Raw genomic sequence first — 16,344 nt, forward strand, 5'->3', positions numbered from 1 at the left:
CGCGACGTCGGCAACCGCGCCGGCGAAGCCGCCACCCTCAACAACATCGGCAGCGTGTACAACGAGCTCGGGAACCGGCAGCAGGCCCTGACCTACTACCAGCAAGCCCTGCGCATGCAGCGGGAGGTCGGCGACCGCGCCGGCGAAGCCGCCACCCTCACCAACATCGGCAGCGTGCACAACGCGCTCGGAGACCGGCAGCAGGCCCTGACCTACTACCAACAAGCCCTACCCATCCAACGCGACGTCGGCGACCGCGCCGGCGAAGCCGCCACCCTCAACAACATCGGCAGCGTGTACAACGGACTCGGAGACCGGCAGCAGGCCTTGACCTACTTCCAGCAAGCCCTACCCATCCAACGCGACGTCGGCGACCGCGCCGGCGAAGCCGTCACCCGGTACAACGTCGCTATGATCCACCGAGCGGAGGGAAACCTCGACCAGGCGATCGGCGAACTCGAACGCGTCGTCGATCTCGACCGCCAAGTCGGCCACCCGGATCTCGCATCCGACACCGCCGCCCTCGAACAAGTACGCCAAGAACGAGCAAGAGCCCCGAAAGCGACCTGACCACTTCATCCACCCAGCTGAGGCCGAACACCAGGCCAGACGCCCGCGCCAACTTCCGCAGGCGTCGGGCCCCGGCCCGATCTCGCACCCCACCATCATGCTCGGCACTCGACCGCGACGCGACATCACCCTCGCCCGCAACACCGACGGCAACCACCTCATGCTCGATCATCTCGGCGACCCGAGCCAGGGTCCAACGAGCATCAGCCCCAGCCCTGAGCAATCAGGCCTTCGTCCAGCACAACAGCCAACTGTTCGCGCTGCTCACCATCGAGCTTGCAGTCCGCACCGCCAGGCCCCGCTGCCACTAGAGCCGCCGCCCCCGGCTACCGACCGGCGCCGCCACTCCCGCACCGACTTCTCCGAAACTCGCAGCTCAGAAGCAATCTCCGCAGTCTTCATGCACTCCTCGAACATGACCGCAGCCTGTCACCGGACCACTTCCCCCGCAGCACGCAGCGAACGTCATCCTGTACGGGGCATGCGTGTAGCCATCGCCGACATTATTCCCACCAGCTCCACCAGTTCTCGGGCGCAGGTTCGGCCGGCACCTCCGGTGATGAGTGATGTCGCGCCACTCCCAGGTCCCCGCTCACAGCGCAGTTGCGGAACGGCCCGTCGTCGCCGTAGAGGATGGGCATCTGCTGGTCGAGCTCTCGCAGCCAGGGCAGCATGCCGGTCATCTGCAGCCGGGCGTGCTCCCAGCCGTACCAGAGGGCGGTCAGTCGGGTGACGGCTTCGTCGTGCCGCCACCACTGCTCGCACCAGTGCCATCGGGACACGCCGACCTCGCCTACCGGCCGCGGGAAGGTTCGTAGCAGGTACGTGTTCACCCACTCCTCGACCGTCGAGTACAGCGGCGGCTGATCGTCTCCACCGCCACCGTGGCCACGTTCGGCATGGGTCTGCTGGAGGACGGCTACCTGCCTCGTCAGTCTCGCCACCTCAGCGGCAAGCTCATCGAATCGGCTTGCGGTCTCGTTGGGGGCATGCGGGGACGTGGTGGCGGTCATCGCGCTCTGCCCCGCATCTGCACTGCGGTGGTGGTCACCGCGGGCTGCTTGGTGGCGACCACCGCTTCGACCTGGGCGACGCGAAGCTTGGGGAAGGCCTGCGTCCACGCGGGCGCCGCGAGGACCTCAGCGTGGTGGACTGCGGCGTTGGCCGCGGTGTGGTCGGCGTTGTCGTCGTGTACCACGCTCGCCGTCTGCCCGATCGCGTGCTCGTCGCCCAAGGTACGGGGATCGTCCAGCGTCCCGCCATCGCGGACTCCTTCACCGCGTTCAACGGCAGCTCTGCCGTGCAGGTCGCGGGCCAGGGCCTCCTCCACGTGACTGTGCGCGAGGCGGATGCCTTCGACAGGCCGTCCGTCGGCGTAGCCGGTCCTGATGGCCTGGCTCATCTCTGCCGCGAGGTCGCGGAGGAGCTGCACGGGTTCGCCGGCGGGGAGTTTGCCGACGGCCCGCGACTGGCGCTGTAGCTCGTCGAGGGCTTCGGGCCGTACGTGTTCTGCCAGCGTCATCGCCTCCTTCCGGACAGCCGCGTCGAACTCGTCGACCTGCCCACGGCCGCCCGGCGGCAGAGCAGCGGGACCCTCAGCGGTAATCCCCCGCCGGCCAGTTCTACTGCCATGGGCGCGAGCGCCGTGCTGGCGGTGGTTGGCGCGGGCGTCGTTCTCCCACACTTCTCGGGCGGCGGCGCGCATGGCCTCGGGGATAGCGGTGCCGGCGTGCCGGCGGCGTTCGTAGGCGGCCATCAGGTCCGGTCGGAACTGCCGCAGTCGTTGCTCGGCGAACTCTGCTGCCCGCCGGGCGACCGGGTCGGTGCCGGCATGGATCGTCGCGGTGCGCCAGACGGCGGCGGTGTCGGCGAAGGTGGCCTTGTTGAGCAGCCAGTCGCCGTCGAGCGCCGCTGCCATCCGTTCGCGGTCCGCGCGTACCTTGGCGACCAGTCGATCGGCTTCGCGGCGGGCTGCCGCGGCGGCCTGGTCGCGCCGGGCCTGGCGTTCGCGGTCGGCGGCTTTGTTCTGGATGCCGACGGCAGCCCAGCGGGCGCCGGCCTCGCCGACGGTTGCCATCGTGGCCAGCCCTTGCAGGAACTGCTGGCGGGTCTCGGCCATCGGGTCCTCGTGTTGCTGCGGGTGCGGCACATGCACCTCCCTTGCCTGCTCAACGGCCACGTCCAGCGCGTCGGCCGCCTCCCACTGTCGGTTCGGAGGTGGGCGTGGCAGTGAGCGGCGGCGTTACCGCCGGTTGCCGCCCACCCGCTACCAGCCGCAGCGCCTCGGCCGCGGCTCGCGCCGCCTCGGCCTGGTGGAGGCGCTTCTGTGCCTTGCGGAGCTGCTCGAGGGTGTCGGCGAGGCGGGCCAGGTCCATCACCAGCGCGAGCGCGGCGATGGCGTCGTCGTCGCCGGAGATGCGGCCCATCAGCGCTACCAGCCGCGACATGGCGCGCGTCTCCTGGCCGCGGCCGGTGGGCCGAGGGACCCGCCCGTACAGGTCGCGGGCCGCCCGGTCGAAGACCTCGGCGGCCCGGTGCAGCGGCCCGCGCCGGTCACCCTCCATCGCGTACGCCAGGCTGGTGAGCAGATCTGCCGCGGCGACCGCGGTGGCCTGCACCCGGCCCGGTTCGGTACGGGCGGCGTCGCGGATGTCGTCGGCGGCCGCGGTGGCGACCTTGGCGGCCTGGCGCATTGCCTCGACACGTTCGCTGCGGCCGACCGATGGTGCCGTCGGCTGCGGCCCGAGGGTGCCCCAGCGCAGCCGCAGCTTGGGCAGGGTCATGTCGGGCGCCAGCCGGCCGCCGCCGAAGTACACCGGTTGTCCGCCGGCGGTCCGGGCGCCGGGAAGCGCGACCGCGTATCCGGTGATCTGCTGGGCGTCGGTGCTGCTGCGTCGGAGTCGGACCAGCACTCCTGCCTCTCGGAGCCGTGTGAAGAACTCCTCCTCCGAGCCGGCTGCGGCCACGGCTCTGCGTACGCGCCGGCGCAGCTCGTCGCGGGGTGTCTGGGCGCGGCCGGTGCGGCGGGCCTTGCTGACCTCGACCGGGTGGGGACGGCGGTGGGCGGTCCGGTCCGCCGGCGGGACCTGGCGGTGCAGGTTGTAGCGGCGAGCGACGTTGTAGGTGGCCTTGACGCAGCGCGGGTAGTCGTTGCGCATCCAGTTGGTTCGCCCGTCCTCACGCACCAGCGTGGCGACGATGTGCACGTGGTCATCGGCGTGCCGCATGGCGATCCACCGCAGGCCGGGATCAGTCGCGGTAGTGGCGATTCCGACCTCGGTGAGCATCTGCACCGCCATGCCCGCCCACGTAGAGTCGCTGATGGTGCGGTGCCGGTCCTCGGGAGCCAGCCGCATGCTGGCGTGCCAGACGAACTTGTTCGGCGGCCGGTAGCCCGCCCGGACCGGTTGCTCCAGCAACGCAGTCAGCGCCCGGAAGTCCCGCTTGCCGCCGACGGTGGCCTTGGGCTCCAGGTTCGTCAGCGGACCCGCACCGTCCCAGACTGCCACAAGGTGGGGGTTGGTGTGCTCCTCCGCCTTGCCCGGGCCCCAGAGATAGCGCAGCAGTCCGCCGACCCGCGAGCCACGTCGGTGCACGCGCGTGATCACCGCAGTCTCCGGTGGATCATGGAGATCACCTCGTCGAGCCGGGCCACCGCTGCGACACAGAGCCGGACGGCGTCGGTGGTCCAGTCCGGGAGCTGGCCGGTGGCGTTGACGGCCGCGGCGGCCTGGTTGACGTTGTTACCGAACATCACCACGGCGCGGCGGGCAGCGAACAGCTCATGCTGCAGGCCTCGCAGGTCACCGATCGCGTCGCTGGCAGCCTGGCCGGCGTTCGCGGCGGCGACGGCCGCCTTGGCCGCGTATCCGGTGGGGGTCAGGTCCGCGACTGCGGCTGCCGCGTCGATCGCAGCCTTTTCCTCGTCCGATAGTCGGAGCAGCATCGCGTGCGGGCGGGCCGGTCGATGGTGGGCACGGTGCCGGGCCTTCCGGGGTGGGGCGGGCTGATCGTTGTCCATCGCCGCCACTGTGTGCCCTGGGTGCTGCCGGCAAGTGAGCGTCCAGGGCTACCAGCGCCCGCTTGGCGGCGTAGGAAGTCTGAGCCACGTATGCCTGAGTGGGTCCCGCCGCGTACCCACCGACGACCCTCGGATATAGACCAGCTTGGACGGCCTCCGTCCTGGTCTGGGAAGGCCAAGCTGGCGCCTACCCGACCTGCTGGCGTCGTTGCGGTCGCCGGCGAGCGCTGCGGTAGTCATTCGAGAGCAAGCCGACCCGCACCGCAGTCGCGCAGCGGCGAGGAGCGGAAGCGGCGCGGTAGCAGGGGGCTATCCTGCGGCCTCCACGCCGGCGCCGCTCGTCTAGCTACGGCTGGGCGTGGGCCGGAGACTGATCCCGATCGTCCGTACCTACCTGGCCGTCCTCAATCGAACGCCCATACGGGACCGGCGCCGCAGGGGCGGACTCGCCTCCATTGCCGATCTGCGACCGCGCCCGGTCGCGAATCGATAAGCAATGGCCATATCTTGCTCCAAGCAGTGGAGACGCCGAGTAGCGCCAGCTCGTACGGGCACTGAGGTTCCGAGGTCTGGGTGTCCGGGGTGTACGTCGTCTGCGCCCAACAAGCCGCCTATCGAGGTCGCCCATCCCGCACGCCGCTCGCCACCACAGTAGGCATGGCTTGGTAGTGACTGGCCGAAACCGGGAACGACCCTGCCGCCGCGCGTTACGGAGGCGACTATGCTGCGCCTGGACAGCGGCTAAATCCGGGTGCTCGGATGGTGTCGTAGTTGGATCACCCTGGCGAGGCTCCGGCGTGACTGGATGGTTTACCCGGGCAGTCGGTCCCGACTCAGGTTGGCCTGCCCGCTACCGTCTGCGTATCGCGGCGGCCACGCTTCCAGATCCGCAGCAAAATAGCCCAGTCCTGAACAGCACGAGGAGACACCGATGGCCGACGCCACCAGCGACGCCGATCCCACCGCTGACGCCGAAGCGGGAACCGAGGAGCAGCCGCAGCCCTTCGAGAACCGGGCGGCGCGCCGGTCCAAGGGCAAGGCCACCGCAAACCACATCGGGGGTACCGCGAGCCGCGTCCACGGCCGTTCCGGCACGGTGCAGAGTCCTCGCCAGTATGGCAACCGTCGAAGCGGCTGATCTTCGGACCTCCTGGTCACGGCCGTGTTCGGTAGCTGTGGCCGCTACCCGCGTCCAGGCGCTGCCGCAGGTTCGTTGCAGGACGGTGAGGGCGAGCCAATCGCGTGACGATGAGGGCACCGTTAGTACCGACGCTGTTGCAACAGCAGACTCGACTCGGCAGGAGCCTGCGTCGGCCTCCAAACGGGCGGTGACCGTCGGGTAGCGCGTGACTCGCGGCAACCAGGGCAACCAAGTCGATCCGCACCACGGCAGCGTACGCGCGGTCGTGTCATGCTCGCCGCTCGCGCGCCGAGAGCGGCAGAAGAGTGCGCTGTCCGCACGGTACGTAGAGCGGCTTTCGCGGTTGTTCCGGTGTGATTACAAGACCGGTCGCCAATGGCCAGCCTCGTGGTCCCAGACGAACACGTTGCCTGCGTTTCCGGGGATGCTGAGGTCAATCTCGGTGAGGGCCTTAAACGCCTCGTCTGGCAGGTCAGCGGTAATGTGGAACTGAGCCTTCGATGGGGCGTCCTCGATCTCAAATCGCCCGTTCGCGCCGGTCCGGGCGGCACGCATCCGCTTTGCGATATCGGCGAGTTTCTCCCAGCCAGCATCGGCGGTGCGCTCGCCGACCCGGGTCATAGCTCCTTCGGCGAACGGCTTGACGAAGTACGCCAAGGCTGTCACCCAGAGCAGGTGCCAGGGCAGGTCTCCGGCAGAGTGGCGGATCATGCCTGCTCTGACAGGGGCCTCCATGCCCGCGTCGGCGAGGATCGCCTCGATGGCCGCAATCTCAGCCAGGGTGGCTTCGTCTTCGAGTTGAACAAGATGCTCGGGCTCGGATGGCATGACTGCAGCGTAGCGACGCCCGGCCAACGCACGCGCGCAGCGTTGGTCCGCACACGGACGGCGGCATGAGAGTGCATCGACCGTAAGGCACTACCCTGAGCCGGTCACGCGGCTGGTGGCGTCAGGCCCCTTTCTCGGTACGGCATGTAGCGGCATCATTACGGGATGGCTCGCAGGTCGCGTCGACCGTTGTACGCGGTGTTCACCGTCGCTGCGTTGGCACTGTTCGTCGCCCTCGGGACGCGGTTCGGCTGGTGGCGGGCGTTCGGTGACCCGGAGAAGGGCGCCTGGCCGTGGATCGAGGCTACCGGTTGGGTCGTCGGCGCCGTCTCCGGCACCCTCGGCGCCGTCTTCGGCGGCGCGTCCCTGGTGATCACGCTGCGTTCGATGCGGAAGGAGGTCGGCCAGGCCGCGCCGGCACCTCAGCTGCGGCGAGATCCTTCATTGCTGGACCGCGACAGCGAGTACGAGCGCCTACGCGACCGGCTGACCGAAGGCCCGTGGGGCGTCGTTGCCGTCACCGGCCCGCCCGGCATCGGTAAGACCAGACTGGTCGACGCGGTGCTCGACGAGGTGATGGGTGCCGACAAGACCGTTCGGGTGTACAAGCATGAAGCGGTGCCATACGGCCGGCTGGACGTGCGCAACTTGATCGCGAATCTTGAGGGCCGGCACGGCAGGCCCGCGGTGCTCCGGCCGGGGGAATCACTGCTTGGCCGCCTTGAAGCGGCGTTGGAGGGAACGGAGCTGAGGCACATCGTCATCGTCGTCGACTCCGCCCAGCACCTCGTCGTCCCGGGCGATCGCAGGCACGTCGACTTTCAGCTTGACGAGGCGCTGGAAGCGTTCGCCACAGACCATCGGCACCGAGTGGCTGTCGTGTTGCTCAGCCGGGATCCGCTGGAGGCTCGCGCCCGTGGCACGTGGTCCACGGTGGATCCACCGATCGCGCTGGGGCGCCTACCGAAGCCGGACTTCGCGAGCTTCCTGCACGCCCTGAACAAGGGGGGCCGGCTCGGGCTGACGGACCTACCCCCGGCGGACCTGACGATGCTGTACCGGAAGCTGCACGGCAATCCGCGCTGTGCCCAGCTGATACAGGCGATCGTCACGCATTCCGAGCCCGCCGTTCGGGTAGCTACCCTCCTTGCGAGCGTCGCGCAGATGGAGCCGGCGGACACGCCGCGGCGCCTCGCCGACTTCCTCTGCCAGCACCTGCCCGCGCCCCGCCGCCGCGTCATCGAGGCACTCGCCGCCTTCGCGACACCAATCGATGCCGCCGGGGTGACCGCGGCGCTGGCTGGCAAGGCCACCCGGGATGAGGTCGAGGGCATTCTGGAGGTACTGGCGGAGAGTGAGTTCGTCACCGCGACACAAGTCGGGCTGTACCAACTGGAGGTGACTGACGTCGACTCGTTGCTGCCCAGAGACGTCGGGGAGCGGCGTGTCCTGCTGCGACGCGCGGCAGACGTGCTGGGGCGGCGGCGCGTGGCAGAGCCACGCGACATCGATGATCTACACATCCACTTCGCTCAGATGCGTGTACTGCTCAGGAGTGGGTGGTATCCGGTGGCCTACGACGTAATCGAGCTGACTGCCGACATCCTGAACGAGTGGAACTGCGGCTTCCTGCTGTTCGACCAGCGCGTGGAAGTTTGCGGCAAGCTCGGCGATCCGGCCCTGGAGATGGCCAACGACAACGAGCTGGGCGACCTACACGGACGGCGTGGAGACTTCGACGCGGCCAGCCAGGCGTACGGCCGTGCGCTGGACCGGGCAAACAAGACCGGTACTCCCGAGATTCGTACCAAGATCCGCGCCAACCTTGGTGCGATGTACTGGCAGAACGGCGACGCCGAGTCTGCCTACAACTACTACGAACAGGCGCGGTCGGAAGCGCAGGCACAGGGCGCTTTGGTGGTGCTGATGGGTGCACTCGAAGGGCTGGCCGACTGTCACCGGCGCTGGGGAGAGTACGACCAAGCCTTGGGCCGCGCGGAGGGGGTTCTCGCTATCGCGGCGCGCCCTGATTTCGCCGACACTACTGGCGCCGGAGGCGACGGCTACGCGCGGATGGTCCGTATCCTGTTGCGGCTCGCCCGCTGGCATACCGAGATGAAGGACCCCGACCGGGCCGAAAAGTACATCGAGGACGCCGAACAGGCGGCGGCATCTCGTGCGGACGATTGGCGGTTGGTTGCCTGCCGGGATGCTCGCGCCGACCTCCTGCTCGCGCAAGGCAGGCTCGGTAAGGCGATCGAGATGGCGAACGACGCGGTCGAGCAGGCGGTGCGAGTGCACGATCCGGTGACCATCCTGCAGGCCCGCACCACCCTAGCCATGGCGTATCTGACACGGGACGAGGTCGGGACGGCCAGGCAACACATCGAGAAGGCGGACCGGTACCGGCGGGACGGGCAGGCCCTCATCGTGCTCGCGCTGCGGGCGCTCACGACCCAGGAGTCGGATGCTGTCGCCGCCGGGCGTCTCTTCGACGACCTCGCCGGGCAGGCACGCAAGCGGATCGATCGGGACGGGCGCGACTTCGGCGCGCGCCACATGTTGGGGTTCGCGATCTGTGGCCAACGCCTGAGCACGAGCGAGTCACTCCGCCCCGCCCACCACGAGTTCACGGTAGCCAACGATGCGACCAAGGCGGCCGCACCTTACCTCCGCGAACGGATGCAGATGCTGGTGAGCCGGCTCGATGGTTACGCCCAGCGGCCCGGTGGGCTGCGGCCGGTGCTCGACGTGCTGGCCGACACCGGGTCACGGCCGGCGGGATAACCGATTGGCCGCGGGCGGAAGCCATCCGAGCTCCTGTGCCCTCAGGACCGCTTGCATCCTCGTCTGCACGCCCATGTCCCGGTACAGCGACCGCAGCATCCGGAACATCGCACGCTCCGAATAGCCGACGCGACCGGCCAGCTCAGGCACAGTCGTACCGGCCGCGAGTTGGCGTAACCACGACAGCCGTTCCTCCGCAGGCCGGTGCGGCCAACCGCCGCTCGGCAAACTCGCACTGGCCAGCGCGGCGAGAACCTCGGCAGGCAGCACGGCCAGACCGTCGGCGGTCGCCTCCACGGCCCGCAACACCGCCTCCCCCTCGGAGCCTCGGTACAGTACGGACGTGGCGCCGGCCCGCACTGCCCGAACACCAGCCATGCTGGGCGTCTGCTCCGCCAACTGCTCCTCCAGCAGCGCCACGACGTGGGCGGACCCGGCGTCGTGCAGCGCACCGAGCAGATCCCAGCTCTGCTGGGACGACAGCGTGACCAGGACGACCGCAGGCTGGCGGGAACGCGCCCACGCCAGGACGTCCTCCGGCGTCTCGACCCGGTGACCGGCAGGAGACAGCACGGTCGCGACGCCTCGCCGGAACATCGGAAGGGGATCGACGACCGCGACATGGACCACCACCGGCAAGAGCTAAGCATCTACCGCCGAGGAGTAGATGGACCGCCGCGCCCCGGGCAGGATCATGCCGCATTCACGTCACCATCCTGCCGCAGCCTGGCATGGACCGGCATCGGCGCTCGTCTTTAGCGTGGTCACGTGGTTGACCCCACCGGAGGTCCGCATGGTCCATGACGACGACACCAGCGAGCCGCTGCACAACGTCATCAGCGACGGCGACTTGGCCCCTGCCGAACGGCCAGCCGACCTGACCGATGCAAAATACAACTACATCAAGAGAATCGCGATCGATGAGCCCAGCTGGGGGCCGCGGCAGATTTACGAGTGGATCCGCGAGGATCCGAACCGGCGCGATATCACTCGCGCGATGATCTACTACGTCCTGAAGTGGGAACGGCCCGCGAGGCAGCCACGTCTGGCCCGCCCTCCGGTCGCTCGGCGGCCGGGCACCAACATTTGAGACCGATCCCACCGATGAGGCTCGTGGCCGTCCCCGCGACGCAGCAAATCGATCAGGAACCTCCACACGCAGCGCGTCCGGGCAGCTCTTGCATGGGACAACAGACGCACTCTCCTCGGCAGATCCGGATGCCGACGCTACGTGGCCCCGCGTTGGCAACGGCCTCGTTGCAAATAGGCCCCGCGAGTGGGCCTGGACGTAACGACCAGGCCCACCCCGCGATAGTTCCAGCTCAGGCGAGAGGATGAGACTCGTTGGCCAGGGCCGCCAGAGCAGCCGCGACCTCCTGGAGACTCGCTCGGACGTAAGTGCTGGTGGCACCGGCGTCGCTGCCGCTGTCGGTGTGACCGGCGTACGCACGCGCCACGGCGTAGCCGAAGTTCCGCTCGACCCACGTCAACGTCGTGTGCCGCAACCAGTGCGTGCTGATCTGCTGCACGTACACCCACGGCAGGTGCTCACCGATGCGCACCCAAAGGTGGTCGTAGCGCCGATAGGTGATTGGTTGACCGTTGCGGTAACGCAGCAACTGCCCCGTTCCCACCGACTGGCGCTCCTCGGCATGCTGCTGCAGATGCCTCATCAGCGTCGGTGACACCGGTTGCCACCGCACCGTGTCGCCCTTCTCCCGCAGCAGGATGAGGCACTGGTCCGGGTCCAGGTCGACCGACCGCAATGCAAGCGCACCACCCCGGCGGCACGCCGTCTCGGTATGCAGCCGCAGCAGCAGACTGTCCAGCGCCGGATCGTCGCCCGTGCTGGCGGCGACGGCGTTGATCTCCGCCAACCTGTTGTCCGCCACGGCCCGCCGCGTGCTGGGCAGGCGTCGCGGCTTGGCCACCTTGAGAGCCGGATTGTCCGCCGCGCTGACGTACCCGTCGGCGACCGCCCGCTTGTACAGGCACCGCAGCGAGGCGATCAGATGCTCCGCCGCGCTGCGCCCGCCCCGCGCGTTGCGCCGGGCCACCACGTGCGTCTTGGTGTACTCGGCGAGCTGCTCGATCTCCGACGGTGTCGGCTCGTCGAGCCGCCGCTGTCCCCACTGCTCCAGGATCCGTTTCCAGTACGAGCCGTACGCGCGCCGAGTACCGTCGCTGACCGCCGCCGCTACCACCGGAACGTACTCGGCGAACGTCGGCGCGGGTGGGCGGTCCGATGCCGCTTCGACAAGGTCGGCCGGGGAGATCCCCATCCGCGCCAGCAGCAGCCGCGCGGCATCCAGCTCCGCCCGCCCTACGGCGTTGTCGCTCATGCCTGACCACCGCCCAACGCCTCGGCGTGTGCCGCGACGACCATCGTGTCCAGTGCGGCGGGCGGGTGCACCACGAGCAGCCCGTCAGCAGGGCTGGCGGCCAGGAACACCCGGTCGCCGGCGGTCAGACCGCACCAGTGCCGGACGGCCGCCGGCAGATGGAGATGGCCTTGTCCGGTGACGGTGAAGACGCCCTGCCGGTCCAGCCGGACGACGATGACGCCGGAGGCCTCGCGGATATGCAGCCGCGTGCCCGGCCCCCATCCGAGGACCCGGATGATCGCCCGGTCGGCGATCCTGCCGCTGTTGTCGATGGCAGCCAGGCCGTACACCATCGTGCCGGCGCGGGGCGTCGGCAGAACCGGAAGAGGCAACGGCGGACGGCGAGGAGCTCCACCACGCGGACGACGGGATCCCTGCTCACGGTCAGCCAGCAGCACGGGCGGGATGACGGGAGCCACAGACCGATCAGCCACGACAACCGCCTCCGATCGAGACAGGCTCGGTCGAGGGCGTCGCTGCGCTGAGATTTGCGTGGTCAAACGTGCTTGACCACCAGTACGTGAAACACAGCATGGATGCTGCAATTTGGTGTCCGAGGGGGGACTTGAACCCCCACGCCCTATACGGGCACTAGCACCTCAAGCTAGCGCGTCTGCCATTCCGCCACCCGGACCTGCACGTACCAGCCTACCCGGTCGACCAATGTGAGCTACGCACCGCATCGGTCGGCCTGGCGGGCCGCACGGGGCATTACTGTACACGGCCCAGAACGATCATGCACATCAGCTCTATCGCGGCACGTTTGCGCAGGTCAACGGCCACCACGATCGGGTGGGTAGCGCGCAACAGGCGATTCCGGGCAGCATTGCTCACGTGTCCCACCCCTCCCCGTTGATCGCCACTCAACACCAGGCTCTCGCGCTGCGCGCCGCGGGTGACCTGACAAGCGCCCGCCGCCTGCTCGCCGACGCGATCGTCGCGGCCCGCCCGGCGTACGGCGAGGACCACCAGGACGTCCTGGCCACTGGTCACCTGCTGGCCCGGCTGCACCGGGAGGCCGACGACCCGGCCTCCGCCCGGCGCGTACTCGAAGAGGCCTACGCGGCCGGCGAGCGCCGCCGCGGCGAGGCCGATCCGCTGATGCTCGCGCTCAGCTTCGACCTCGCCGGGGTGTCCGAGGAGCTGGGCAACCGGCACGAGGCCCGCCGCAACTACAGCCGCGTGGCGACCGCCGGGTCCGCCGTGCTCGGTCCGGACCACCCCGCGGTACGCGCAGCCCGTCAGTACCTCGGCGGCTCCGCCGCCGCTCCCGCAGGCTATGGCCCCTCCCCCGGCGGCTCCGCCGCCGCTGCCGGACCGCACCCCGCTCCGCCCCTGCCCGGCTACCCCACTCCGGGCCGTCCCGGGCACCCCGATCAGTCCCTGCCCCGGCATCCGAACCAGGGCCCGCCCGCAAGCCCCGGTCCGGTCCGGCCCGGCCAACCCGGTCCCGTCTCCTCCGGGTACCCCGGTCACGGAGTGTCCGAGCCCACCGTCTCGCTGCGAGCGGTCACACCCCCGCACCCGCCCGCACCGCCTCGGCCCGTCGTCCCGGGTGTACCCGCCGCGAGTCCGCCGGTACCCGATTCACAGTGGGCTCCCCGCCCGGGCCCGGCACCGCAAGCGCCCCACGCCCCGCAGCCGGCTCAGTCCGCGCCGAACCCGCGGGTCGCTCCGCCGCCCCCGGTGGCGCCTGCCCCGCCGCAGCAGCCTCCCGCAGCCGGGCCGAACGGACCCGCGAGTCGGTGGGCGCCGCCCTCGCCGCCTGTCTCGGAGGCGACGACCCGGTTCGCGCCCATCACCGAGGAGGCGACGACGCGGTTCGCGCCCATCACGGATGAGGCGACGACCCGCTTCCCGGTAGTGCCGGTCGAACCCACCGCCCCGGCGAGGGCACCGGTTGCCGGAACAGCGGCGCAGGTTCCCGGTGTCCTCCCGGTGCCTCCGGCCCAGGGCGTCATCCCGGTTCCCCCGGCTCAGCGTGTCCCCCAAGCGTCGCCCGCGACGTACGGCCGACCGGCAGCCGCTCCCGGTGTGACCCCGGTGCCGCCCCTCACCCCCGGCACGCCTTCGCACCCGGCCACCGCCGGTACGTCGACGTCCGGCCCGACGCCGGGAACACCCGCGACGGCTTCCGGAGCGCCGACCACAGCACCGACGGTCGGAACGCCGACGAGGATTCCGGCGGTCGGAACGTCGGTGCCCGGACAGCCGACAGCGCCTTCCGTTCCCGGCCCGACGTCCTCGCCTACCGGCAAGCACATCGCGCCCGTGTCGGCGCCGGCGCCGAGCGCCACTCCTACGCCTGCAGTGCCGCCGACGCCTGGCGCCGCCGGTACGCCGCTGTCGCGCCCGCAGCCGGGCACGGCCGGTACGCCGCAACCGCAGTCACAGATGCCCGGAACTGCCGGCATGCCCCCGCTGCCGCCGCCGCGGATGCCGGGAACCGCCGGCACGTCTCCACTTTCACCCCCGCCGGTCATTCCGCCGCCCGCCCCGACGGTCACCGAGGCGCCGCCCGCCGCGATCACCCCGCCACCGTCACGGACGCCTTCGGCGGGACTCCTGCCGCCGCCTCCGACCGTCCTGCCGCCCGCGCCGCGCGTGCCGGCTCCGGCAGTCAGCGACCTTCCTCCACCACCAGTCGTTCCGGTTGTCCCGCCGGTGTCGTCCCCGTCCGCTCCGCCACCGCTCACCCCTCCGGCCTCGGCGGCGCCACCGGCGCCCGCCTCCCAGCCGGTGGCCGAATCGGCGCCGGCTGCTGCCACCGCACCGACGCCGCCCTCCGCACCTGTTTCGCCCCGACCGGCGCCCGGGCCCCGGGCGACTCCGACGGCCGAGGCAACCGCTCCCCCACAGCCTGCCGCGGAGCTGACGGCCGGCACCGGCACGAACGCTTCCGGCCGGGGTACGACACCTCCTGTTCCCGGTGGACCGGGCTGGGACAAGCCGACGATCCAGGTGCAGCAGATCGGTCCGCTGCTGGAAGAGGAGGCGGCGCGCAACGCCGCGGCGGCGGCTCCCGGAGCCCCGGCCAGGCCCGCGGCGACCGGCGCCGCCAGCGAGACCCCGGCCGGTGCACGACCGGTCAGCAGCCCTCCGGTCAGCGGACGGTCCGAGGACTCACCGCCGATCAGCGCATCGCCCGCCGGCCCGGCCCAGGCCGCCTCGTCCGGGACGCCTGTGGTGAGTGCGCCGCTGATGAGCCCGCCGGCTACGGGTGACGGTGACGCTGCCGCGAGCGTGATGCAGCTGAGCGCGCCATCGTCGGGTGCGCCGAGCACCCTGGGCGCTCCCACCGCCGGTGCCCCGGCAACAGACGCGCCACCGCCGCCCGCCGCGTCCCAGGTCAGCGCACCGCCCGCCAGCACTGCGCCGGTCAGCGCGCCGCCCGTCGGGTCACCCTCGACGTCGCCGGTCAGCGCGCCGCCCGCACACCCGGTCAGCGGACCGGCCGGCTTCCCTGTAAGCGGGGTTCCGGTAAGCGGTTACCCGCCACCAGTAAGCGGCCCGTCCGCCGCGCCGGTCAGCGCCGCACCGGCCGTGGGCTACCCGCCACCGGCCAGCGGACCCGCACCCGCCTATCCGCCGCCGATCAGCGGGCCACCCGCGCCCGGCTACCCGTCGCTGGCCGGCGCACCACCCGCGCCACCCGTCAGCGGGCCTCCGGGCCCGCCGGTCAGCGCGCCACCCGGGCCCGGCTATCCGCCGCCGGTCAGCGGACCACCCGCGGCACCGGTCAGCGCCGCGCCCGTGAGCGGTTCCTCCGTACCGCCGTGGGGCATGGTCGCGCCGCCGTGGAGCAGCGCCGCCCCGTCCCAGCCGGTCGACCGGCCCACCGATCCCGAACCGGGAGTGGACGAGCCGGCACCCGCCGACCCGGCAGGCGAACCGGACGCGGAGGCGCCGGAGCCGAACCGGCAGATGACGATCTACGAGGACCTGCTCGACTTCCCCGAGTCCACGCGACCGGAGCCGCCGGCCCAGCCGGAGCAGAGCGCCTGGCCGGCGACCCCGCCGATGTTCCACCAGCCGCCGCCGGTCCAGCCGCAGGACGCGTACCCGATGGAGCCGGAGCGGCCGGGCCGTAACCGGACGGTGCTGGCCCTTGTGGTCGGGGGTGCGGTGCTCGCGGTGGTCACGGCGGTCGGTGTCGGCGCGGTGTTGCTGAACCGGGAGGCGGCGCCTCCGCCTGCCCCGGTGCCCGCTTCCGGCGCCGCGTCGCCGAAGGTGGCCGGGCCGCCGCCGGGGGACCTGAAGCTGCGCGACGACACCACCACCGTCACGGTGACCTGGACCGATCCGACGAACGGCGGGGTGCCGTTCGTGGTGGCGGGTGGCCGGGCCGGGCAGAAGCTCGGGGTGATGGCGACCGTGGACGCCGGGCAGACCCGCTACACGGTGAACGGGCTGAGCGCGAAGCTGGACTACTGCTTCACGGTGCTGGCTGTCTACTCGACCGACTCGTACGCCACGTCGGGTCAGGTCTGCACGGACCGGGAGGGCGGCGGCACGCCGAACTGAGTGTCCACGGACGACACGCTCGGTGTCCACAGGAGGACGGTGCGGGTTTCACCGGCTTCGGGCGGCACCTATGATGGCTCCCGGCTCTG

The 16,344-nt window shown here is 70.8% G+C and carries 14 protein-coding genes, 1 tRNA gene and 1 pseudogene; 6 read left to right on the plus strand and 10 right to left on the minus strand.

All coding sequences use genetic code 11. The features are described 5' to 3' along the window. Positions 1 to 570, plus strand: a 570-nt coding sequence (locus OC439_RS29120; RefSeq protein WP_262016216.1) for a tetratricopeptide repeat protein, incomplete at its 5' end; no start/stop codon positions are given. A 503-nt stretch (positions 571 to 1,073) separates the two neighbouring features. Here OC439_RS29120 and OC439_RS29125 read toward each other — a convergent pair. From OC439_RS29125 to OC439_RS29140, 4 genes are read right to left on the minus strand one after another with little or no spacing between them, the layout of a single operon-like run. Then, positions 1,074 to 1,583, minus strand: coding sequence for a DUF4913 domain-containing protein (locus OC439_RS29125; RefSeq protein ID WP_262016217.1), 510 nt, complete (start codon positions 1,581 to 1,583; stop codon positions 1,074 to 1,076). Continuing rightward, a complete protein-coding gene (locus OC439_RS29130) occupies positions 1,580 to 2,749 on the minus strand; it encodes a hypothetical protein (RefSeq protein ID WP_262016218.1) in 1,170 nt (389 codons plus the stop codon). The genes OC439_RS29125 and OC439_RS29130 overlap by 4 nt, the downstream gene beginning before the upstream one ends. Continuing rightward, complete coding sequence (locus tag OC439_RS29135; RefSeq protein WP_262016219.1) at positions 2,739 to 4,178, minus strand: relaxase; 1,440 nt, start codon at positions 4,176 to 4,178, stop codon at positions 2,739 to 2,741. Before OC439_RS29135 ends, OC439_RS29130 begins: the two co-directional genes overlap by 11 nt. Continuing rightward, complete coding sequence (locus OC439_RS29140) at positions 4,175 to 4,591, minus strand: hypothetical protein (protein ID WP_262016220.1); 417 nt, start codon at positions 4,589 to 4,591, stop codon at positions 4,175 to 4,177. The genes OC439_RS29135 and OC439_RS29140 overlap by 4 nt, the downstream gene beginning before the upstream one ends. A 931-nt stretch (positions 4,592 to 5,522) precedes the next feature. Between OC439_RS29140 and OC439_RS29145 the strand changes: the two genes are divergently transcribed. After that, a complete protein-coding gene (locus tag OC439_RS29145) occupies positions 5,523 to 5,729 on the plus strand; it encodes a hypothetical protein (protein ID WP_029536984.1) in 207 nt (68 codons plus the stop codon). A gap of 360 nt (positions 5,730 to 6,089) precedes the next feature. Here OC439_RS29145 and OC439_RS29150 read toward each other — a convergent pair whose 3' ends face one another. Then, the gene (locus OC439_RS29150; RefSeq protein WP_262016221.1) at positions 6,090 to 6,560 is read right to left on the minus strand and encodes a hypothetical protein; all 471 of its coding nucleotides are present in this window, start codon (positions 6,558 to 6,560) and stop codon (positions 6,090 to 6,092) included. A 198-nt stretch (positions 6,561 to 6,758) separates the two neighbouring features. Between OC439_RS29150 and OC439_RS29155 the strand changes: the two genes are divergently transcribed. After that, a complete protein-coding gene (locus tag OC439_RS29155; protein ID WP_262016222.1) occupies positions 6,759 to 9,347 on the plus strand; it encodes an AAA family ATPase in 2,589 nt (862 codons plus the stop codon). Here OC439_RS29155 and OC439_RS29160 read toward each other — a convergent pair. Then, the gene (locus OC439_RS29160; RefSeq protein ID WP_410054973.1) at positions 9,330 to 9,980 is read right to left on the minus strand and encodes a DNA-binding response regulator; all 651 of its coding nucleotides are present in this window, start codon (positions 9,978 to 9,980) and stop codon (positions 9,330 to 9,332) included. The two genes, OC439_RS29155 and OC439_RS29160, sit on opposite strands and share 18 nt — an antisense overlap. A gap of 34 nt (positions 9,981 to 10,014) precedes the next feature. Here OC439_RS29160 and OC439_RS29165 point away from each other — a divergent pair, with 34 nt between their 5' ends. Beyond that, positions 10,015 to 10,437 (plus strand): hypothetical protein, encoded by a 423-nt coding sequence (locus tag OC439_RS29165; protein WP_262016224.1) that lies wholly within the window; start codon positions 10,015 to 10,017, stop codon positions 10,435 to 10,437. 232 nt (positions 10,438 to 10,669) lie between these two features. Here OC439_RS29165 and OC439_RS29170 read toward each other — a convergent pair whose 3' ends face one another. The 3 genes from OC439_RS29170 to OC439_RS29180 form a co-directional block, all read right to left on the minus strand. Beyond that, complete coding sequence (locus OC439_RS29170) at positions 10,670 to 11,689, minus strand: tyrosine-type recombinase/integrase (protein ID WP_262016225.1); 1,020 nt, start codon at positions 11,687 to 11,689, stop codon at positions 10,670 to 10,672. Then, the gene (locus OC439_RS29175; RefSeq protein ID WP_262016226.1) at positions 11,686 to 12,024 is read right to left on the minus strand and encodes an AbrB/MazE/SpoVT family DNA-binding domain-containing protein; all 339 of its coding nucleotides are present in this window, start codon (positions 12,022 to 12,024) and stop codon (positions 11,686 to 11,688) included. The genes OC439_RS29170 and OC439_RS29175 overlap by 4 nt, the downstream gene beginning before the upstream one ends. A gap of 254 nt (positions 12,025 to 12,278) precedes the next feature. Continuing rightward, a tRNA-Leu gene (locus tag OC439_RS29180) sits at positions 12,279 to 12,365 on the minus strand. A 200-nt stretch (positions 12,366 to 12,565) separates the two neighbouring features. Here OC439_RS29180 and OC439_RS29185 point away from each other — a divergent pair. Beyond that, positions 12,566 to 13,159, plus strand: a pseudogene (locus tag OC439_RS29185) (tetratricopeptide repeat protein); the annotation flags it as partial. 548 nt (positions 13,160 to 13,707) lie between these two features. Here the strand turns inward: OC439_RS29185 and OC439_RS29190 are convergent. Next, positions 13,708 to 15,015, minus strand: coding sequence for a hypothetical protein (locus OC439_RS29190; RefSeq protein WP_262016227.1), 1,308 nt, complete (start codon positions 15,013 to 15,015; stop codon positions 13,708 to 13,710). A 469-nt stretch (positions 15,016 to 15,484) separates the two neighbouring features. On the opposite strand from OC439_RS29190, the gene OC439_RS29195 reads away from it, so the two are divergent. Then, the gene (locus tag OC439_RS29195; protein ID WP_262016237.1) at positions 15,485 to 16,255 is read left to right on the plus strand and encodes a fibronectin type III domain-containing protein; all 771 of its coding nucleotides are present in this window, start codon (positions 15,485 to 15,487) and stop codon (positions 16,253 to 16,255) included. Positions 16,256 to 16,344: the final 89 nt, after the last annotated feature.

This window comes from Micromonospora sp. Mcm103, from assembly GCF_024519755.1.
GTDB classification, from domain to species: Bacteria; Actinomycetota; Actinomycetes; order Mycobacteriales; family Micromonosporaceae; genus Micromonospora; species Micromonospora aurantiaca.